Source organism: Streptomyces sp. NPDC043854, assembly GCF_056436005.1.
On sequence record NZ_JBWKDK010000074.1, the window covers coordinates 1 to 20,094 of the forward strand.

The window sequence follows — 20,094 nt, forward strand, 5'->3', positions numbered from 1 at the left end:
CCCCCCCCCCCCCCCCCCCCCCCCCCCCCCCCCCCCCCCCCCCCCCCCCCCCCCCCCCCCCCCCCCCCCCCCCCCCCCCCCCCCCCCCCCCCGGGACCGCGGCCGGGGCCGGGAGCGACGCCCGCAGCACCGCCCTCGCCCGCCTGGCCTCCGGACGCGTGCCGCTGCCCTACCGGCTGGAGACCGGCGAAGACACCTACGCCTGGTACCGGGGGCCGTTCACCGCCGAGCCCGCCCAGCCGCTGCCCGCCACCCCGGACGCCGGCTGGACCAGCGCCGCCCAGCTCCTGGTCTACGAGCGGGCGTGGGGCCTGTTCGATGCGGGCCCGGGCGCCGCCTGGACCCTCGGCCGGGCCCTCGCGCTCGCCGACTCCGACTTCGCCGCCACCCTGTCCGCCTGGCACGCCAAGGCCCGCGCCCGGGCAGCCGCCCTGGCCCAGCGCCTGGCCGCACCCGGCCTCGGCGCACCCGGCTCCGCCGCGTCCGCCGCCGGGCGGGAGGCCGCGGCCTGCCACGCCCGGGCCATGGGACCGCGTCCGTTCGGCGGCCTGCTGGAGGAACTCGCCGCCGACGGGACCGCCGCCCGCCTCCTGCGCGCGGCCAACCACCCCGCCCAGGCCCGCCCCGTCCCCCCGCCGCCCGACCCCGTACAGCGCCGGGCCGCGGCCGGAACCCGGGGCGCGGGCCGGGCCGCCCCCACCGCCGCCCTCCTCGCCGACCCGCCCACCGCGCTGCGCACCGCCCTCGCCGCCCAGCTCGCGGACGCCGCCGAACCGGTCACCGCCTGGCTGCGGAAGCTGCGGCTGCTGCACCAGCTGCCCTTCCCCGCCCTCGTACCCGACGAGAGCGCCCTGCCCGCCGAGTCGCTGCGCGTGTTCTACGTCGACCCCGGCTGGGTCACCGCCCTGGTGTCCGGAGCCGCCGGCATCGCGATCACCGGCGAACTCGACGCAGCCGTCGCCCGTATCGCCGCCCCCTGGGCCCGCGGCGGCGAGGCCGTCACCCCGCGCGCCGGCGTCCTGATCCGCTCCGCACTCGTCCGCGAATGCCCCGGCCTGCTCGTCCGCCCGTACCGCGGCCACGGCGACACCCGGACGGCCATCACGGTGCTGCGCCAGGACACCCTCGGCCCCGACGTGCTCCTCGTACTGTTCGAGCAGGTGCCCGACGAGATCGAGCTGGCCGAGCCGCCGGAGGGGCTCTCCTTCGGCATCGACGTCGACCTCGAGGGACGCCGGACCATCAACCTGCGGCGGGTCGACCCGCCCGTCGCCCGGGAGATCACCAACGAGGCGTTCCCCCACCCCGCCGGCCCCGACGGGCTCGACGCCCTGCTGCGCCCCGACCCGGCCGGCCGCCCCGCCGTCCTCGACCTGCGCCCCGCCGACGACACGGGACTGCTGCGCGCCCTCGGCTCCCGGCTGACCGCCCTCGGGCAGCAGGCCGCCGCGGGCTTCGGCCCCGCCGGACTCGCCACCCAGCTCGTCAACGCGCCCCTGCGCCAGCTCATCACCCGCAACCCCACCCGATGACCGCCCACGTCCACACCGCCCGGACCCTCGACACCGCGGCGGCCGCGGCACGTCCGCAGAACGGAAAGGAAGGCGCAGTGACGGATTCCCCGGGAGCGGCCGCCGCGCAGCAGCCGCTCGTCGTCCCCATGCAGATCGAGGCGCTGGCCGTCAACGAACGGGTGCGCCTGGCCGAGGTCTTCCAGCGATGGCAGGCGAACTACGCCCTGACCCGGCTCAACCTGTCGCCCGAACCGCCCGCGTTCTCCAACACGGACACCGCCTTCAACTCGGACCCGGCGCGCGAGGGCGTCTACCTGCACTGGCAGCTGCCCGAGGCCCTCACGCACGGCACCGACACCGACGGCGACGGCGTCCCCGTCTTCCCCCTCACCCCCAACCGGTGGCTCGTCGTGCGGCAGGCCGTCGCCACCGCGACCGGTGAACGCACCGACAGCGGCTGGATCGTCGAGAGCGACTACCTCGACCCGGCCCTCGGCTCCAGCCCCTACCTCGACCGCGACGGGCACCTCACCCGCATCGGCCGCCGCATCGACCTGGCCACGGGGGAGTGGAGCGAACCCGGCACCCCCGGCGGGCTGTTCCTCACCGCCGTCGGACCCGGCCTGCCCACCTTCGCGGCCTACCAGCCCTACAACACCGACGTGTTCTCCGTACACGACCGCACCGACGACCTCGACCCGGAGACCGCCTGGCAGCTCAACTACCTCGTCGCCGGCTGGTACGGCGACCCGGCGGCCGACCCGCTGGCCGGCGACCCCGCCACCCGCATGGCCGTCCTGCGCTGGACCGCCGACGGCACCACGCCGGACACCGCCCGCACGGTCTGCCACGGCACCGTCCTCGACGTGGCCTGGCAGCGCAAGGGCAGCCCGATGCCCGCCTCCGACCGGCCCGACTACGTCACCGTCGGCGTCGGCAACAACACCGAGCACGCCACCCGGGCCCTCCAGGAGCACGCCGGACGCCGGGCCGGCGCCCCGCCCGAGCTCGCCGCGCTCCTGTCGGCGCTCCACTCCGGCGTACTCGACCTGCTCGACGAGCCCGACGGGCAGTTCCAGGCCGAACGCGCCCTGCACGCCTCCTGGTTCACCCCGACCCACGCCGGGTACACCTGGGTGCTGGAGGACGTCCCCCGACAGGGCCCGGGAGAGGGCTCACGGCCCCGCCGCCGCGCCGAGCGGACCGCCCGCGCCGCGGCCCTGGCCCGGCTCAACAGCGACCAGGCCGCCCACGACGCCGCCGTCCGGGACCTGATCGCCGCACAGCGCCGGCTGTACGACCTGTGGTGGGGCGCCAACCTGCCCAAGGTGCCCGAGGCCCCCGGCGAGCCCGCCGGCGCCTACCAGGCCCGGCTCGACGAGCTCGTGCTGGCCGCGACCGAGGAGGCCAAGACCCGGCGCGCCGCCGTCGCGGCCCTGCGCTCCGCAATCCCCTGGGGGGAGTCCCCCGACGACCTGGCCGCCGCCATCCGCGCCTACCAGGACGTCCACGGACTGCCCGCCGACGAGGTCGTGCTCAAGCGGAACGTCCTGCCCTGCTTCCACCTGCCCAACGATCCCGTCATCGTCATCCGCGGCACCAAGGACCGCCCCGTCCCGCCCGGCCCCGAGCACCCCGCCGCGGCCGACCCGTACGCGGTGGCCGACGGCACGTACGACGACGCCGAACAGGACGAGGACCCGCCGCTCGCCTGCCGCTGGCCGGACGCCCTCGTCACCGGTGTCCGGGTCGCCGGCACCGCGGTCTCCGCGAGCCCGGCCGACACCCCCGTACCACCCCACCTGCCCGCACCCGACGGCCTGGCTGGGGTGCTCGGCGCCCTGCTGCGGGAGCTCCTCCACCTCGCCCCGTCCAACGCCCGCACCCTCGCCCTGGCGGCAGGCCACCCGGGCGAGGTGACGGCCCTCGCCGAGGCCATGCGCGACCCGCAGCACAACGCCGTCGGCAGCCCGGGCGCCTTCACCGCCCCCTGGCGCCAGCCCTGGTCACCGCTGTTCTTCGAGTGGAAGGTCGACCACTTCCCCATCGCCTGGCAGGGCGACCCGGGCGGTACGGGCGGACGCGCCAACTGGAGCTTCGACGGCAACTCCTACCGCTGGCTCGGCACCGGCGCCCACCCGGTCCCGACCAGCCTCCGCGGCCGCCAGTTCCTCACCCCGACCCCGGGGAAGACCACGGCCGCCGCCCTGCGCCAGTACGCCCGCACCCACCCGGGGCCGGCCGCCGGCGCCCTGCGCGCCCTGGCCCGGCAGGCCGAAGAGGCCGACCTGTTCGCGCAGCCCCTCGTCGGCTTCACCGAGCAGCTCGCCGCACGCGGCCACACCCCGGCCTCCCTCGACCCGCACTCCCGGCTCTCGCCCGACCTGCGCACCGCGCTCACCGAGGCGGCCGCCCGCACCCTGCCGCCCGACCCCGGCGCCCGGCCGCGCCCCTTCACCGGCTGGAACGCCTCCCTCTACCAGCCGCTGCGCGCCGGCCAGTTCGCCTTCCAGCGGCTCGCCGTCATCGACCGCTTCGGGCACAGCCTGCCCGCCATCTTCCCCGACCCGCGCGCCCTGCTGTTCGCGCCCGGCAACGAGCCGGGCGACGTCATCGGCGTCGGAGTCCCCGCCCGCCGCTTCGCCCCCGAGCTCCCCGAGGAACTCACCCCCTCGCTCAGGGACCCGGCCGACCCCTCCCGGGGCCACCACACCGTCAACCCGCCCACCTGGTACCGCTTCACGCAGCTCCCGCCGCGCCTGATCCAGCCGGCCCGCGCCGCCTTCACCCTGCTCGACGCCCGCGACGACCTCAGCCCGGTCACCACCTCGAGCGATCCGGACACCACGCCCGTCGCGGCCTGGCTCGTACCCGGCTACCTCGACCGGGCCCTGTACGCCTACGCGCCCGACGGGGCCCCGCTCGGCGAACTGCGCACCACCCTCCCGCCCGACGGCACCAGCCGGGCCACCTGGCACCCGCTGCCGTACTCCGGCTACCGCACCATCGACGACCTGCGGGACGACCACCCCCACCTGTACGGCTTCCTCGCCGCCCTGAGCGCCCCCGACCGGGGCCCGGCCGCCCTGCGCGCCCTCCTCACGGTCATCGACCGCACCCTGTCCACCACCGCCCCCACCGGGGACGCCGCTCCCGCGCACACCCCGAGCGTGCTGCTCGGCCGCCCGCTGGCACTCCTGCGCGTCCGCCTCGGCATCGACCTGGACGGGCCGCCGTACGCCGACCCGGCCTGGCGGAACCTGCGCGAGGGGACCCCGCCCGCCTACCCCTCCTACCGCTGGCCGGTCCGGCTCGGCGAACGGGGCGAACTCGCGGACGGACTCGTCGGCTACTTCCACGGCGACCACCGCGCCACCGACTACGCCCTGCTGCGCACCGTGCTCGACAGCACCGAACTCCCCGACGAGGCCCGCGACTACTTCGCCCCGATCGGCACCGGCGCCTCCCTCACCCTGCCCGCCCGGCCGCCCGGCAGCGACCCCGACGACCGGGACGCGGCCTTCCTCACCCTGCTCGCGGATCCGCGCGGCACCGTGCACGCCACCACCGACATCCTGCCCACGGCGGAGGTGCGGCTGCCCGCCCCGTTCGTCGAGCCGCCCCTCGCCGAACTCCCGGTCTCCTTCCGGCTGGGCCCGCTGCCGGTCACCCCGTACGAGCAGCAGCCCGACCCCGCCGGCAACGGCGGCCGCGCCCCGCAGCCCGCGCTGCTGCTGCCCCGCCCCTCCGACCGCCACGGCACCTGGACCTGGGTGGAGAGCGGCACCGGCGACCGGTGGACCGAGACGGACACCCACGCCACCGACGGAGAGGCCCGTCACCCGCACCCCGCCCCCACACTGCGCACCGGCCGCCTCACCCTGCGCCCTGCCACCGCCGACCGGACCGAAGGAGACCAGCGATGACCGACGCGCCCCGCACGGAAGACCAGGGTGCCTGCCTGCTCACGTACGCCCTGGCGACCGTGCCCAACCCGCTCACCACCAGCCCGCCGAACGTCAAGCCGGGCGACGAGGACGAGAACGCGTACGCCGACCTCGACCTCGTCATCTCCAACAGCGGCAGCACCCCCGTGCGGTGCAGCAGGATCGCCATCGTGCTGCCGGTCGGCACCCTCGCCCAGGACCTGGCGCTGACGGGCGAGGGCATCTCCGCCTACGTCGAGCCCGAGTCGGGCTGGACCGTAGTCGACGTGCAGTCCGACGTCCTGCTCGCGGTGCCGACGGCGGAGACGGCGGTGTTCCCGGCGGCGAACGCGGAGGGGTCGTCGAAGGTGCGGTTCAGCCTCGCACCGCAGGGCGGCACGAGCGAGGTGACCGTCGACGGGCTGTACCTCACCCTCCGCCAGATCATGGTCAGCGACAAGGCCGGCGTCTCCCGGATCGAGATCGAGGAGTGGTCGACGCTCGGCGACACCATCCCCGACACGCCCCGCACCACGACCCTGGACGTCGCCAAATTCCCCTTCCGCAGCGGAGCGGACCCGTCCCCGGGCATCGGCCGCGCCCTCGTCGCCCTCACGGGCCAGGGCGGCCCGCCCGCGACCCGCATCGCCGCGAACGCGCCGGTGCGGCTGGAGTGGCACCACGTGCGCGGCGACAGCCACGAGCTGTACATGGACGGCCGGCGGATCACCGACCCCGCCATCGCGGGCGGCAGCATGTACCAGGTACCGGCCGACACCCTGCGGTGCGACACGGCGTTCGCCCTGAAGACCAGCACCACCACCCCGGACGGCGGTTTCGTCTTCCGCTGGGACCACCTGACCGTGTGCGTGACGGACCAGACGCTGGACTCGCTCACGGTGAGCGGCGCCCTCCGGGCCAACGGCAGCCTGACGACGGGCAGCGCCGGCGAGACGCAGTTCAACCACCCCGTCTCCGTCCTGAACGGCAAGAAGCTGACCGCGAGCGGCGAACTCCGCGCCGACGGCAACGCCACGGTCGGCGGCACGCTGGGCGTCACCGGGAAGCTGACGGCGGACGGGGACGTGCAGGTCAACAAGTCGTTCACGACGGGCAGCGGCGGCGAGTCCGTCTTCTACCACAACGTGACGGTCTACACCCCGAGCAAACTCGTCGTCGGCAAGGACATGCAGGTCAACGGCAGCGTCACCGGCTCCCTCGACATCACCGGCAGCCTGAGCACCGGCGGCGACATCACGCGGGCCGGCCGGGGCGTCCTCGGCCACAACGACACGATCAGCATGAGCAACACCCAGTACGGGGGCTACCTCTACGCACCGGGCGACGGCTTCGACTACGACAGTGATCGGGCCCGGGTCTTCCGCTGGAAGCCGGGCAATCACATCAGCAACGGCTACTGGAAGGTCGAACGGAACTCCATGACGGCAGCGGCCCCGCAGGACGCCCCGCCGGCCGGGGCCACCCCCGACCCCGGGGAGCCCGAAGCCTGACCCCGCCGCAGTGCCGGCCTCGGCGAGGCGGTCGAAGTACTCCGGATGGCTGCCGAGGCCGGCCGGCAGTCGGCGGACGACGCCGTGTGCGCCGCCCCGTCCCACTCGTCGTCGTACCTGTCGCTGCGTCCCATGGACGAGAGGCTGCCCGCGACGAGGCCGAGGACGAGGAAGGCCACGACCAGCACCTTGGCGCCGGTGCTCAGCACCAGCGGCCGGGTGGCGGACCCGGCCGCCGGCATGCCGGGGGCCGCGGTCGGCGCGGGCGGGGTGCCGTACCCGAGGGCTTGGGGCGCCGGATCGCCGAACAGCCGCTTGGGATACGCCGACGTCAGCATCATCGCGTACGCGAGGAACCGCATCCGGAACCGGAGCGCGGCGGCCGAGGCCTCGAAGATCGGCTGCGGCATCCGGCCCAGCACGAGCGTGATCAGCCAGAACACCCAGCAGATGGCGGTCCAGCCGTACTGGAGCAGGTTGCTCACGATCGCGGCGGGGATCATCAGGATCAAGCGGAACAGCACGGCCAGCCGGTTCAGCTCACCGGGCCGCAGCTCGATTTGCACCGGATAGCCGGGCGCGGCGAACGCGAACGGCGGGTACTGGTCCACCAACAGCATGCCGCTGGCCGTGACCCGGGTGGCGTACGCGAGGTAGTCGCCGAGGAAGCGGGCGATGCCTTCCGGGAGCCGCCCCTGGACCAGTGCGGCGAACCAGCCGACGATCGTCACGAAGAAGGCGGCGATGCCGAGCAGGGCCACCGCGATCATCTGCGGGATCAGCAGCAGCCATCGCAGCAGCACGGTCCAGCGCCGCTGCCGGCCCGGCGCCGACAGGTCGAGCTCCGGCAGGTGTTCGCCTTCCGGCCCGTATGCGGCGCCGGGCGGGCGGGGGGTCCAGCCTGTGGTCATGGGGGCCTGCCTACGGTGGCGGTGGGCGTACGCGAAGACATGCGTACCGCGCCGTGCCTGCCGGCCAAAGCACCCGAACGGCAAGTTGGCCCGGCCGGAGGCATCCGCAGGCCCGTCCGGGCACCGTGCGCGGCCACGGCCGGCCGGCCGTCCGCCCGTCCTGCGGCGACGCCCGTCAGGAGGGCTTGGCGGCCGAGTAGGCGGTGACGGTCGCCTTGTTGTCGCACAGGGCGAAGACACCGTCGTCGAGGGCGATCTGGTGCGCGCCCGCGCCCGGCACCCCGACGACGAGGGTGGGGTACGAGGCCGGCGTCGCCCCGGACACGCAGTAGCCGTCCGCCTCGCCCTGCACGTTGACGAAGGTGATCTTCGTCCAGGCGCGGCCGCCCGGGGCCAGGGACACCGTGCCGGCCGACCCGCTGCGCGTGGCGGCGAGCGGTACGTTCTTGTCGGGCGACCCGTTGCCCGCACCGGCGACCGTGGGGAAGCCCTGGAGCGTGCAGGTGCTCTTCGAGGTGTTGGTGACGGCGATGACGGCGGCGCCGGTTCCGGTACCCGGCGGCCGGACCGCGGCCTGGCGGGCCTCCGTGACCTTGACCTCCTTGATCGTGCAGGGCTTCGATCCGCCGCCGCTCGCGGTGGGGGAGCCCGAGGCGGCGGGCGTCGCGCTCCCCGTGCCGCCGGATCCGCCCGGGGTGGTCCCGGGAGCCGGCGACTGCGACTGTGCGGACTGCGAAGGGCCGCCGGGCAGGGCACCGTCCTCCCCGGACGGCGTACAGCCCGCCACCAGGGCGGTGGTCGCTACGGCCGCCACCAGCGCGGCCACCGTCTGCCGGACACCTGCTGCGTACTGCATGGGGAACCTCCCGAGGCCCACGACCGGGCCCACACCGGCCCGTACGCCCACGGACACAGCACCGCACCGCCCCGGAGTTCCCGCCGCCACACTGCTGTGCTCCTTCCGTGACACTCCCATGACCTGCCGGCCCCGGCGGGGGTGGCGGACCGGGACCGCAAGACGGCACATCGCGACAGAGACGGGGGCGATTCCGGTCATACCGTCCCGGTGTGGCGGACAGCAGCGGCCGTGCCGGTTCAGAGTCGGGGAATCCGATGACCCCACCCGACCCGAAAGGGGGCCGCAGATGCGGTGGACGAGGGCAGCAGTCACGATCGGCATCGTCGGCGCACTCGCCGTCCCGGTGACGGGAACGGCCACGGCCGCGCCCGCTCCGCAGACGGCTGCGAGTGGCGCCGTCGCCGTACGGTGCCAGCTCATGGACTTCGTGGGCTGGTACTGCGGGTACACCAGCCAGAACACCTACGCCGACCGCGGCGACACCGGGCCCAAGGTGAAGGAGATCCAGGCACTCCTGATCTTCCACGGGTACTCGGTGGGATCCTCCGGCGTGGACGGCCAGTTCGGCCCCGGCACCGAGCGGGCCGTCAAACGGTTCCAGTCGGCGAAGCGGATCAGCGCGGACGGCAAGGTCGGCCCAGACACCTGGTACTACCTGCGCACGCCGGGGGCGTGATCGAACCTCCGTCCCGTGCACCGGATATGACGGCAGAAAAGGCGGAAAACATGTCCTTGTGCATGCCGGATGAACTCTCCTAGGTTGAGGCGCATGAAGAAGATCGAAGGAATGCGAAAGGCCGCGGTCGTCGTTTCCGTGGCGGTCGGCTCGGTCCTCGCGCTGGCAGGGAACTCGACCGCCGCTCCCGTGGCGCAGCCCAGCTCCGTTCCCGGGGTGTCGACCGAGGTGGCGGCCGTCGAGGCCCTGGACGGCATCGTGAAGAAGCCCCTGGTCCCGGGTGACCCCGTGTACTGCGACAATTTCGTCAACCACGGAAAGAAGTGGACGGCGAATTGCAAGGTCGTCCGGGGGAAGGCCGCCGCGTGGACCGAGTGCTCGGACGGGACTGAGATCAAGGGTCCCTTCGTCGGGGTCGGCTACTGGAAATTCGGCGGTGACTGCAGCGGGCACGGCACCGTGCGGGACTGGGGAGTCATCACCAAGTAGACCGTCGTTCCGAAAAGGTGCATGCCCCCGAACCGGTCCGGTTCGGGGGCATGCGCGTGGCGGCCGCAGCGGCCGTGCCGTCAGGTTCGTCCGGCCGGCACCGCGGTGCGCACCTCGCCGCTCGTCGCGCCGGTCTCGGGGGTGGTGGTGATGGTGGCCGGGAGCCCGCGCTCCAGGGCGTCGAGGGCGGCGCGGGCCTCGCCGATGCGCCGGCGGATCTCTTCGACGTCAGCGGTCTGATCGTCCGTGGCAGCCGTCGCAGCGGCGGTCCCGGCCTCCACCTGGCGGGCCTCCTCCAGGGAGTTGATGACCACGCCGATGAGGAGGTTGACCAGGACGAACGAGCCGAGCAGCACGTACGAGGCGAAGTAGAGGACGGTCCAGCGGGAGACCTCCAGGCCGGCCCGGACCGCATCCCCGAGGCCGTCCAGGGTGATGAGCAGGGACAGCGTGAGAACGGCGCGGCCCAGCGAGCCGAAGTGCTCGGGGTCGTCGTCGGCCAGGAAGACCCAGCCGACCATGGCGTACACGTACAGCAGCAGGGTCCCCACGAGCAGGAAGCTCAGCGTTCCCGGCAGGCTCTTGCCGATGGCGACGATCACGATGCGGACCTGCGGCAGGAACCGGGCCGCGCGCAGCACCCGGGCCAGCCGCAGCAGCCGGAGCACCGTGGCGTTCTCGCGGGCGAAGGGGGCCAGTGCGAGGGCGACCACGGCCAGGTCGAACAGGTTCCACGGATCGCGGAAGAAGTCCCGGGGCCGGTCGGCGTGAGCGGCGGCGCGCACGAGGATCTCGGCCGTGAAAGCGGCCAGGAACAGGTGCTCGGCGAGTTTCAGACCGCCGTGCCACTCCCGCACCACGCCGTCGTAGGTCTCGACCCCCATGAGCGCGGCGTTGCCGACGACGAGGCAGAACACGGTGGTGGTGAAGGCTGCCGAGTCGACGATCCGCCGGCTGCGGGCGGCCAGAGCACGGCGTGACGGGCTGCCGGACCGGTGTGGCATCGAGGAGGTCCTCATCCTTGTGGAGCCTGATGGTTCATCACTTCGAGTGGATCTTAAAGGGGAACCCACACCGAATTGACCGGCCCCTGGCAGGTGCACGTCCGTACGGCGACCGGCGGGGCGGGCGGGGCCGCCGATCCGGCCGACGGGTGCGCGGGCCGGGAGGGCGCCCGGCCCGCGCACCGCGCGGTCAGTGCTCCACGCCGTAGTACTGCGCGAGGAAGCCCGTCACGTCGTCCGCGTGCGGGCTCAGTTCCGGCAGGTGTGCGGCGAGGGCGGTGCGCACCGCCGCGGAGAGCTCGGGCAGCCCGGTGGCAGCGCCCTTGACGTACGGGTCGAGGCGGCGGACGAGCTCGTAGTTGCTCTCCAGGTCGACGCGGCGCATCACCTGGTCCAGGGGCGTGGCCCCGGCGGGCGGCACCGGCGGCAGGAGCCGGCTGACGAAGGTGACGCGGTGCATGACCCGCCAGCACGGCGGTTTGCGGTCCGACTGGCGGGCCTGGCGCAGGGCGGCCGCGTTGGGGTCGGTGCCGTTCTCCAGCCACGCCGGGTCGACGACCTTGTGGAAGAAGGTGTCGAAGTGCTCGGTGTCCTCGCCGAGGTAGAAGCTGAGGAACCGGTAGGCGTCCACCTTCCCCGGCGCGTTGACCGGTCGGCCCTGGGCGTCGAAGACGGGCTTGCGGCCCGCGTCGTACTGCTGGAGGTTGCCGGACGGCGAGCAGACGACGTTCAGCCCGAACGAGCGCGTCGCCTCCTTGCCGCGCGCCCGTGTGACGGACATGCCGCCGCCGACGGACGCGTCGAGCTGTGCGTTCACGCCCACGCCCATCACGTCGAACGAGGTGCCCACGGAGGTGCCCACCGCGCCGGACAGCGAGTACGAGCCGGCCGTCGTCTCGCTGACGGCGTCGGTCGCCTCCGTCGTCTCGGCGAAGAACCCGCCGTCCGCCGTCCAGACGTAGGTGTTGACCAGGTCGCGGCGGGAGAAGCCGGCGCCGGTGGCGCCGGCGGCCGTGTCGGCGGGCTCGCGCCCCCTGCCGGGCGCGGTGTCGCCGCCGATCGCTCCGCCCAGCACCCTGCCCGCCCGTTCGGCGGTGGGGTCCGGGGTGTGGGTGTCGGTGGACAGCGACTCGTAGTAGCCGCGCAGCCGCTGCTGCTCGCGCTGGATGCGCCGCTTGATGGCGTACGCCTCATGCGGCTTGTAGTAGCTGTACTCGCCGTGGTCGCGGGCGCCCGCGTAGTCGGGGTCGAGCACCTTGCCCCGCTCGTCGTAGCCGACGGTGCCGTCGAGGGTGCCCTGCTTGGTGTAGCGGGGGTTGAGGGGGAAGGGGATGACGTTCCAGTCCTTGGGGATGTCCGGGTTGGGCTGGATCCGGTACGCGACGAGGGCACCCGAGTGCGCGAGGCGCAGCGCGAAGACGTCGGCGGTCTGCGACTGCACGACGGCGAATCCGGTGTTCGCCGGGACGTAGCGGCGGCCGAGCGCGGGGTTGAGCGGCTGCAGCGGGTCCTCCCAGCTGCCGGAGAGCTCGACCTTCATGGCGCGGGCGGTGTTCTCGCCCTGCGAGACGGCGGTCTCGTCGGCCCAGCTGTTGGAGAACTCCAGGCTGCCGCGCACGCCCGCCGACACCTTGGCCTTGGCCATGGACTTGGCGACGCCGAAGCCGAGCGGGGCGGCGATCATCCACATGTCGACGTCGACCTCGTTGGAGAGGGCGAAGGAGAAGGCGGCGTCGACGCTGCGCTCCTTGGCCGACGACAGCGAGTGGACGACGTCCTCCGCCTCCTTGAACTCCACCGACGCGATGCCGTCGTAGGTCGCGCGATCGGGGTCGACCGTATGGGGCGTGAGGTTCTCCGACGGGACGGGCGGGGCGCCCTCGACGTAGCCGACCAGCTGCGGGGCGAACTGCACCTGGCTGACCCACTCGCTGACCAGGTTGCCCACCTTGTAGCCGGTGACCAGGTGCCAGCGGCCGTCGCGCAGGTAGCCGTACGCCCGCTTGAGCACGCCGAAGGCCTCGCCCTTGGCGGTGTACTGCATGTCCGCGTACTCGGCGACCGCCGGTGCGCCGGTGACCGTCTCGTGGAAGGGGGTACGCATCGCGGCCAGGGCCGAGCGGACCTGGGCGGCGTCGCTGGAGACGGGAGCGGTGGACAGGACGGTGGCGGGACGGGCGGGCCCGTCGCCCAGCGTCAGATGGTTGCCGCGCAGCCCCTCGTCCCGGGCGGAGGAGGCACCTGCCTCGGTGGAGGCGCGGTCGAACGGCCAGTAGGCGATCAGGTCCTCCTTCTCGCCCTTGAGCCGGGTGAAGAGGTTGTCCAGGATCTGCTCCTGGGTGCGGGCGGTGCGCCAGATCCGTACCTCCTCGAGGACGCCGTGGAAGGCCTGATCGGCCGCGCCGTCCTTCCGCCGGGCGCCGAGGGTGAGCTGGGCGTCGCCGTAGTCGGCCACGTCCGCCGAGTCGAGCGGGTCGCAGGCCACGGAGACGCCGTTGCGGTAGAGGCGGAGCGCGCTGCCGCGCGGGTCGGGGTTGCGGGTCCAGCGGGCGCCGCGCAGCCGGGCGGCGTGCGAGCCGGTGGCGTCGGCGGCGGTGTTGCCCGCGTTCTCCTCGAACCGCCAGTGCGCCGTCAGACCGCGGTCGCGCGGGGACACGGGAGTGCCGAGCCGGGCGGCATCGCGCGCCGTGCCCCACAGCCGCACCTCGGAGACGACGCCGGTGAAGGTGTGTGTCTGCAGGCCGTCCAGGGCCCGGCCGAGGTCGAGGGTGCCGGTGCTGCCCTGAGGGCCGGGGCCCTCGTAGCGGGCGGTGCCGGCCTCGCGGCCGTCGATGGAAAAGCGGATGTCCTGCCACTCCTGGACGTCGACGGACTCCACGAGCTCCACCGTCTGCCTGACGGGCTTCCCGTCCGCGCCGGTCGCCTGGATCTCCTTGGTCCCCTTGCGCTCCTGCATGGAGCGGCCGCCCTTGCGGACGATGGCGATGCGGTGGAAGGCGCCGGCGCTCAGGGCCTCGGTGGAGGTGAACCGGACCAGTCGGCCCGGCTCCTCGAATCCGAACTCCAGCTTGCCGTCGGGGAGGACGAGCAGCCGGTACGGGACGCTTCCCTCGGCTCCGTCGGCGGTGCGGCCCTTGGAGAGCAGGCCCTGGGTGGTGCCGAGGGCGTCCACGCGGCAGAACACCTCGACGGTCAGATCGCCGGTGATGTCGAGGGCGTCGTCGTCGGGCACCTCCAGGTACGCGCCGCCGGCCAGTTCGACGGCCCACGACTGCTCGTAGGCGGCGGCGAGGTGGGACCACTCGTGCGGGGGGAAGGTGGCACGGGTGGCAACCACGGTGCTGCCGACGCCCGCGACGACGCGGTAGCCGGTGTCCGTGGCCCGTTCCAGTGCGGCGGGCGCGGCCGTGGTGGTGACGCCGCCCCCGAGATGGACGTGCCGCCCGTTCCCGGAGCGGTCCAGGACACCCGGCTTCCCGGCCACCCGGACGTCCGGGCCGGCGTAGGGCCAGTACCCCTGGAGGCCGGGCTCCTTGCCGGTCAGCCGCCGATTCTTCAGCTCCCGGATCTCGGCCGCGCTGCGGGCGGTGCCCCACAGCCGGACCTCGTCCAGCTCCCCGTCCACGTACCTGCCGAAGCTGAAGGGGCCATTGCCCCGATAGCCCGACGCGACGCGCCTGGCCTCCTCGACCCCGTCGAGGTAGATCACCTGCTCCCGGCTGGCCGAGTCGTAGACACAGGCCCAGTGGTGCCAGTCGGTGTCCCGGTAGCCGTAGTTGGTGTTGAGGTCGTCGTGCCAGAACCCGAAGGTGAAGGCGCCGGAATCGCGGAAGCCGATGTGCAGGAAGGCGCCCCGGTCGGAGGACGATCCGTGACCGATGAAGAACTGGTGGCGGTTCTGATCGCCCTTGGGGCGCCTCGCCCAGAACTCCACCGTGAAGTCCGTGTCGACGAGGCTGAAGCCGTTCTCGGTCACGGCCCCGCCGCTCGTGCCGTCGAAGGCCAGCGCGGGGTCCACCGCGGCGGCCGGGGCGAGCAGCCCGAGGGAGTACGGGACCTCGCCCGTGCGGGCGTGGACGACACGGGCCGCGCCCGCCACCCGTTCGGGGCTGACCCAGGCCTCCACGGTCAGGTCGTGGGTCACCGCGGCCCGGTCGAGCTGTCCCTCCGGCAGGGCCAGGAAGGTGCCGCGGCCGTCGAAGGAGTACGCCCGCCCCGGTTTGTCCGCGCGCCACCGGGGGCCGTGTCCGGCGGCGAGATCGGGAACGGCCCCGAGCGGCACCTCCTGCATCCGGCCCGGGTCGACGGCGAGCAGCCGGGAACCGGCCGCAAGCGGCACGCCGGGGCGGTTGGTCTCGGCCTGCCGGGCGTAGTCGTACGCCCGGCCCGCCGTACCGTTGACGGCGGCCGCGAAATCGGCCGCGCGGCGCGGCAGCTTCCGCCAGATTTCCCACTCGTCCCCGCGCTCGATGGTGAGCTCGCACAGCCCGGCGTCCCCGACGTCCATGATCCGGATGGTCACGCCGCCGAGGTCGGTGCCCGCGTCACGCGAGACGAAGGTCAGCGCCGCGCCGTCGGGGCCCGGGAGCTGCCGGGTGGAGCGGGCCACGTGCGTGTCGTAGTAGGCGGCGAAGAACTGCCCGTTGACGCCCCGGAAGTAGAGCACGACGTTCCCGGTGGCGCTGTCCAGCAGGTACGGCCGGTCCGCGGAGCGCGCGAAGGCCAGCAGAGCGCCGGAGCAGCTCAACCCGGTGCGGTCGAGGGAGAGCTGCGGCATGGGCAGCGCGATGTCGTCGGTGCCCTTCAGGCCGCCCGTCAGCCGGGCGAGCTCCTCGCGCGCGACCGTCAGCCCGGCTTGGAGGGCGGCGACCTCCCGCTGCCGCTCGGCAAGCAGCTCCCGCTTGGGGCGGAGCCCGGCGAGCTGCGCGTCGAGGGCCTCGACGCGCTTGACCGCGTCCCGGATGTCGGGGTGCCCGCCGTCGTGGAGGGCGACCCGCTCCAGGGCGATCAGCCCCTCGCCGGAGGCGGCGACGGCGGCCGAGTCGTACTGGACGACGCGGTCGCCGAGCCGGTCGGGGGCGCAGACCGTCCGCTCGCTGTGCCGGTTGATCAGGATGACGTGGCCGTCGGGCTGCTCGTGGATGCCGAAGAGGGTGTTCCAGGCGCCGGACTGCCGGGGGTAGACGATGAGCGGGGCGTCGTTGTCCCGCCTCTGGCCCGAGACGTTGAGGTCCTTGCCGGTGTGGGCATTGCGCAGGTGGTAGAGCATGGAGCCGTTCCAGCTGGAGCCGGGGGGCATCTCGATGGTCCACAGCGCCGACTTCGCGTCCATGTCGGGGGTCCGGATCACCGGCGGGTAGTCGCCGCGTCCGTCGTCCTCGACGGCGAGGTACTGCGGTTTGCCGTCGCGGGTCTGCTTCAGGCGCAGCCGCATCGTCCAGCCGGTCCAGTCCTGGGAGCGGGTGTGGAAGGCCTCGCGCAGGCGTTCCAGCTCCGGCACGTCGGCGGTCTGCCGGGTGAGGTCCGCGACCTCGGCCTCCTTGGCCGTGACGTCCCGGACCATCTCGCGGACCCGGGTCTCCAGCTCGCTGATCGCGTCGACGTCGGCACTGGCCTCGGGCGCGGCGAGCACGGGCAGGTCCAGCTCGTCCGGGATCTGCGCGAGGCGGCCGTCCTGCCCGACGCCGAAGTCGATGGTGGCGAGGGCGGACTCCCCGCTCTCCTCGCCGGAGGGGGTGGTGGCGTACGAGAGGAGGACCCGGGCCTGGCGCTTGACGGGCTTCGCCTCCCGGCCGTAGCCGACGGGGGTGGCCTCCTGCTGGTGGTGGAGGACGGCGGACAGGCCGGAGACGACGCTGCGGCCGGTGACTGCGAAGCTGTCGCGGCGTACCCCCGGGTGGTCGCCGACGGGCGCCTCGGAGGTCACCCACCGGGGACCGCCGCGGAGTTCGCCGTGGCGGGCGTGGTCGGTCTGGTCGTGCAGGCGGCTGCCGGAACCCTCGTCGAAACGGTAGTAGGCGACGAGGCCGGGGTCGTTGCCGATGAGGCGGACGTTCCGGTCGCGGCCCAGTTCGTCGGCGGTGCGGACCCGGTTCCAGACGCGGACCTCGTCGAGCTCGGCGCGGGCACTCTGGCCGAGGGCACGGCCCAGCAGCAGGGCCCCTGTGCCGGTGTAGCCGCCCCCGGTGGTGCGGCTGCCGGCGTGCTCGCCGTCGCGGTAGACGGTCTGGCGGCGGGCCGTGTTGTCGTAGACGCAGGCCCAGTGGTGCCAGCCGACGTCTTCGGTCCGGATGTCGGAGTTGAGGTCGTCGGCGTAGAACGCGAAGGTGAAGCGGTTGTCCTGGCGGAAGCCGATGTGCAGGGACTTGAGGGCGCTGCCGGCCTCGTCGCCGTGGCCGACGAGGAACTCCTGGCGGCCCGTCGCGGTGCGCCGTGCCCAGAACTCGATGGTGAAGTCGCCGCCGGCAAGCTCCGGGGCGTCGGCTACGCGGACGTGGGCGTCGCCCTCGCCGAAGGCCAGGGCCGTCTCCGCGTGGCCCTCGGTGACGACGACGGGGACGAGCGGACGGCCGGTGAACGGGCAGGTGCCGGGCCCGCCCTCGTACACGGCGTCCCGGTACGCGGCATCGGGGCTGGTCCAGGCCTGGGTGCCCGGGAGGTTGAACAGGCCGTCGCGGGCCTGCTCGATGTTGAAGGAGTCGATCCGGCCCGTGGCCTCGTTGTGCGCGAAGACCTGCCAGCGCTGCCGCCCGTGCACGGCGGTCGGCACGAGCAGTGCGGTGAAACGCCCGTCGGAGAGGTTGCGGACGAACGACAGCTCCTGCGTGGGCTCGTGGAAGGGGCGGCCCTCCATGTCCACCGTGCCCAGGCTGTCCTTGGCCGAGTCGGGGCGGTCCCGGTGCCTGCTGCGCCGGTAGCGGGCCTCCAGCACCGGCTTCAACTCGCCGCCGACGAGCAGGAACCGGTCGCACAGCAGGGTGTCCGCGACCAGGGGGATCCGGGCGCCGTCCCGGTCCTTCGCGTAGTCCGTGCGGCCCGGGTCCCCGGAGCAGGTGCCGTCGGTCAGCTTGTGGACGGCATCGGGGTGGTCCGCGGCCACGGACTGGCGCAGCACGACGATGTGGGTGCCGTCGGACAGGGCGTGGAAGGGGGCGAGCGCCGTCAGCCTGGCGGTGGTGGACAGGAACGGGTCCACTTCCTCCGCGTCCAGCCGCTCGCCCGGGCCGGCTTCGATCCTGCCGCCGCGCTTGACCGTGGGCAGCGCGGTGGCACCGACGGCGGCGAACCCCACGTCCGTGATCTCGTGGGGGAAGCGGAGCGGGAGGGGATTCTCGGACCAGTAGGCGGCGTCGAGCTCGCCCTTGGCCTCGTCGTGCCGGGCCAGGTCGAGCACCGTGTAGACCAGACGCCGCTGGTCGTCCAGGGCGAGAGCCACGGTGGTGCCCTGGTGGCGCACCGTGGTGGTGTGGACGTAGGAGCGGTCGCTGTAGACCTTCAACAGATGCTGCTCGCCTAACAACATGTCTCCCTCTGAGTGCGGTTGCGGGCAAACAGGGAAGCCCGGACGACCTGCGCGGTCCCGGCTTCCCGGCTCAGTGATCACGACTTACCGCCGTGAACACCGCGTAAACCGGCGCAAACGGGCCGCGGTTTCCGGAATCCGGCCTCACGTCCGGTGCGTCGCCCCCGCGGAAGCACCCCGTGTTGCCATCCGGGGGCCGGCACCCTTCCGCTACGGGGCGGTGAGGGCGGCGGCCAGTCGGCGGGCTTCGGCGGCCGCGCGGGAGGTTCCGCGGCGGGCCGCGACCGCCGCCACCTCGGGCGGGACCGGGCCCGCCGCCCCGCAGCGTTCCGCGCACTCGGCGGCGACGGCCAGCACCTCGCCCGCCCCGCGCGCCGAGGGCAGGAGGGCGGGCAGCACCTCGGCGAGGACGGTCCACACCGTGGCGTACGCGCCCGCCGCCGCGGCCGAACGGGCCGCGTCCGCGAGCCGGTTGGGCTTGACCGTGCCGAGGGCCGCCATGGCGGCGAGCTCCCTCCCGAGCATCGGGGCGTCGAGCTCGCCCCGGGCGGCCAGCACCAGCAGGGCCTCCACCGCCGGGCGCCGGTGCTCGGGGTGCCGCGCGCCGAGCCCCGCCGCCACGGCGGCGTGCAGCGCGGGCCCGGCAGGCCCGCCCAGCCGGGCGAGGTGCGGCAGCATCCAGGCTCCGCCGTGGTCGCCGGCCGTCGCGGCCAGCGTCACGGTCGGCAGCAGCCAAGCGGCCTGGGTGTCCCGGTCCTCGGGGAGCACCGCCGCCCGTACGGCATGTCCTTCGTGCCAGTGGTAGCACTGGGTGAATCCCTCGTGCGGCCGACCCAGCCAGTGGAAGGCGTCCGGGAAGTCCCGCCGCAGAGCGGGGCGTTCACCGCTCGCGAAGACGACCTGCGGAACGGCGGCCTCCGCCCGCGCCCAGGCGCGGTGGGCCTGCGGGTCGGGTTCGACGATCCGGCGGTGCGCCGGGCCCGGCGCACCGCCGGGACCGAGCCAGGCGGCGAGCCGGTCGCCTTCGGCGGTCGCGAGCCGGGCCGCCGCGTCGGCGGCCGCCGGAGCGTCCGGACCGTCACGCCGTACGCGCAGCAGCGCCTGCCCGAAGTCGGCCGGCCCGGGCGGGACGCCCAACCGCTCGTACTCCGCGAGCCGTTCGACCAGCTCGGCCGCCGCCAGCGCGCCGGTGTCCCAGGTCGGGGTGGCCAGCAGGAACGGCAGGGGGTGCTGGGACAGCAGCGCGTACCCGATCTCGCGCACGCGCGCGGCGACCACCAGCTCCAGCCCGCCCTGTGCGCACTCCACGTGCCCCCGCTGCCGCAGCACGGACTCCGGCTTGAGGCTGTACCCCGGTACCCGCCACAGCAGCGTGGCCACCACGACGCCCAACGCGGTGATCCGGTGAGCCTCGATCTCCGCGGGGTAGCGGTGCCCCAGCGCGGTGTGGAGAGCCGTCGTGAGTGCGGTGCGGTCGCGGTGCGCCTGCCGTACGAGCCCGTCGAGGGCGCGCTCGAACCCTTCCACATCCCGTTCGCCGACGCGCAATTGAGTTTCCGCCAGCTCGACGGTCTCGGCGATCCCGGCGGGCGCGGCAGCGAGCCGGCGCGCCGGCGGCGCGGGCGGGAGGGTGTCCTGAGCGGCGGTCCAGATCATGCCGCAAGGCTAGAGACCCCCACTGA

Annotated in this window: 9 protein-coding genes and 1 pseudogene; 5 read left to right on the forward strand and 5 right to left on the reverse strand. The window is 74.1% G+C overall.

Annotation, left to right across the window (positions count from 1 at the left end):
* The first annotated feature begins 158 nt into the window (after nt 1–158).
* Genes AC068A_RS34410 through AC068A_RS34420 form a run of 3 tightly spaced genes read left to right on the forward strand, consistent with a single transcriptional unit; the run spans nt 159 to nt 6,951 of the window.
* A complete protein-coding gene (locus tag AC068A_RS34410; RefSeq protein WP_478590221.1) occupies nt 159–1,532 on the forward strand; it encodes a hypothetical protein in 1,374 nt (457 codons plus the stop codon).
* Complete coding sequence (locus AC068A_RS34415; protein ID WP_478590222.1) at nt 1,529–5,440, forward strand: hypothetical protein; 3,912 nt, start codon at nt 1,529–1,531, stop codon at nt 5,438–5,440. Before AC068A_RS34410 ends, AC068A_RS34415 begins: the two co-directional genes overlap by 4 nt.
* Nucleotides 5,437–6,951 carry a bactofilin family protein gene (locus AC068A_RS34420; RefSeq protein ID WP_478590223.1) on the forward strand — a complete coding sequence of 505 codons (1,515 nt, stop codon included), beginning with the start codon at nt 5,437–5,439 and terminating at the stop codon, nt 6,949–6,951. The genes AC068A_RS34415 and AC068A_RS34420 overlap by 4 nt, the downstream gene beginning before the upstream one ends.
* A gap of 95 nt (nt 6,952–7,046) precedes the next feature.
* On the opposite strand, the pseudogene AC068A_RS34425 reads toward AC068A_RS34420, so the two are convergent.
* Both AC068A_RS34425 and AC068A_RS34430 read right to left on the reverse strand, forming a co-directional pair.
* A pseudogene (locus AC068A_RS34425) lies at nt 7,047–7,862 on the reverse strand (DUF4389 domain-containing protein); the annotation flags it as partial.
* A gap of 175 nt (nt 7,863–8,037) precedes the next feature.
* On the reverse strand, nt 8,038–8,718 hold the full coding sequence (locus tag AC068A_RS34430) for a DUF4232 domain-containing protein (protein WP_478590224.1): 681 nt from the start codon (nt 8,716–8,718) through the stop codon (nt 8,038–8,040).
* Nucleotides 8,719–9,007: 289 nt separating this feature from the next.
* On the opposite strand from AC068A_RS34430, the gene AC068A_RS34435 reads away from it, so the two are divergent.
* Nucleotides 9,008–9,397, forward strand: a complete 390-nt coding sequence (locus AC068A_RS34435) for a peptidoglycan-binding domain-containing protein (protein WP_478590225.1) — start codon at nt 9,008–9,010, stop codon at nt 9,395–9,397.
* Nucleotides 9,398–9,490: 93 nt separating this feature from the next.
* Nucleotides 9,491–9,886 carry a hypothetical protein gene (locus tag AC068A_RS34440; protein WP_478590226.1) on the forward strand — a complete coding sequence of 132 codons (396 nt, stop codon included), beginning with the start codon at nt 9,491–9,493 and terminating at the stop codon, nt 9,884–9,886.
* A gap of 80 nt (nt 9,887–9,966) precedes the next feature.
* Here the strand turns inward: AC068A_RS34440 and AC068A_RS34445 are convergent, their stop codons facing one another.
* From AC068A_RS34445 to AC068A_RS34455, 3 genes are all read right to left on the reverse strand, one after another.
* Nucleotides 9,967–10,890, reverse strand: a complete 924-nt coding sequence (locus AC068A_RS34445; RefSeq protein ID WP_478590227.1) for an ion transporter — start codon at nt 10,888–10,890, stop codon at nt 9,967–9,969.
* A 190-nt stretch (nt 10,891–11,080) separates the two neighbouring features.
* Nucleotides 11,081–18,412 (reverse strand): LamG-like jellyroll fold domain-containing protein, encoded by a 7,332-nt coding sequence (locus tag AC068A_RS34450; protein WP_478590228.1) that lies wholly within the window; start codon nt 18,410–18,412, stop codon nt 11,081–11,083.
* 210 nt (nt 18,413–18,622) lie between these two features.
* Nucleotides 18,623–20,068, reverse strand: a complete 1,446-nt coding sequence (locus tag AC068A_RS34455; RefSeq protein WP_478590229.1) for a DUF7824 domain-containing protein — start codon at nt 20,066–20,068, stop codon at nt 18,623–18,625.
* Nucleotides 20,069–20,094 lie beyond the last annotated feature (26 nt).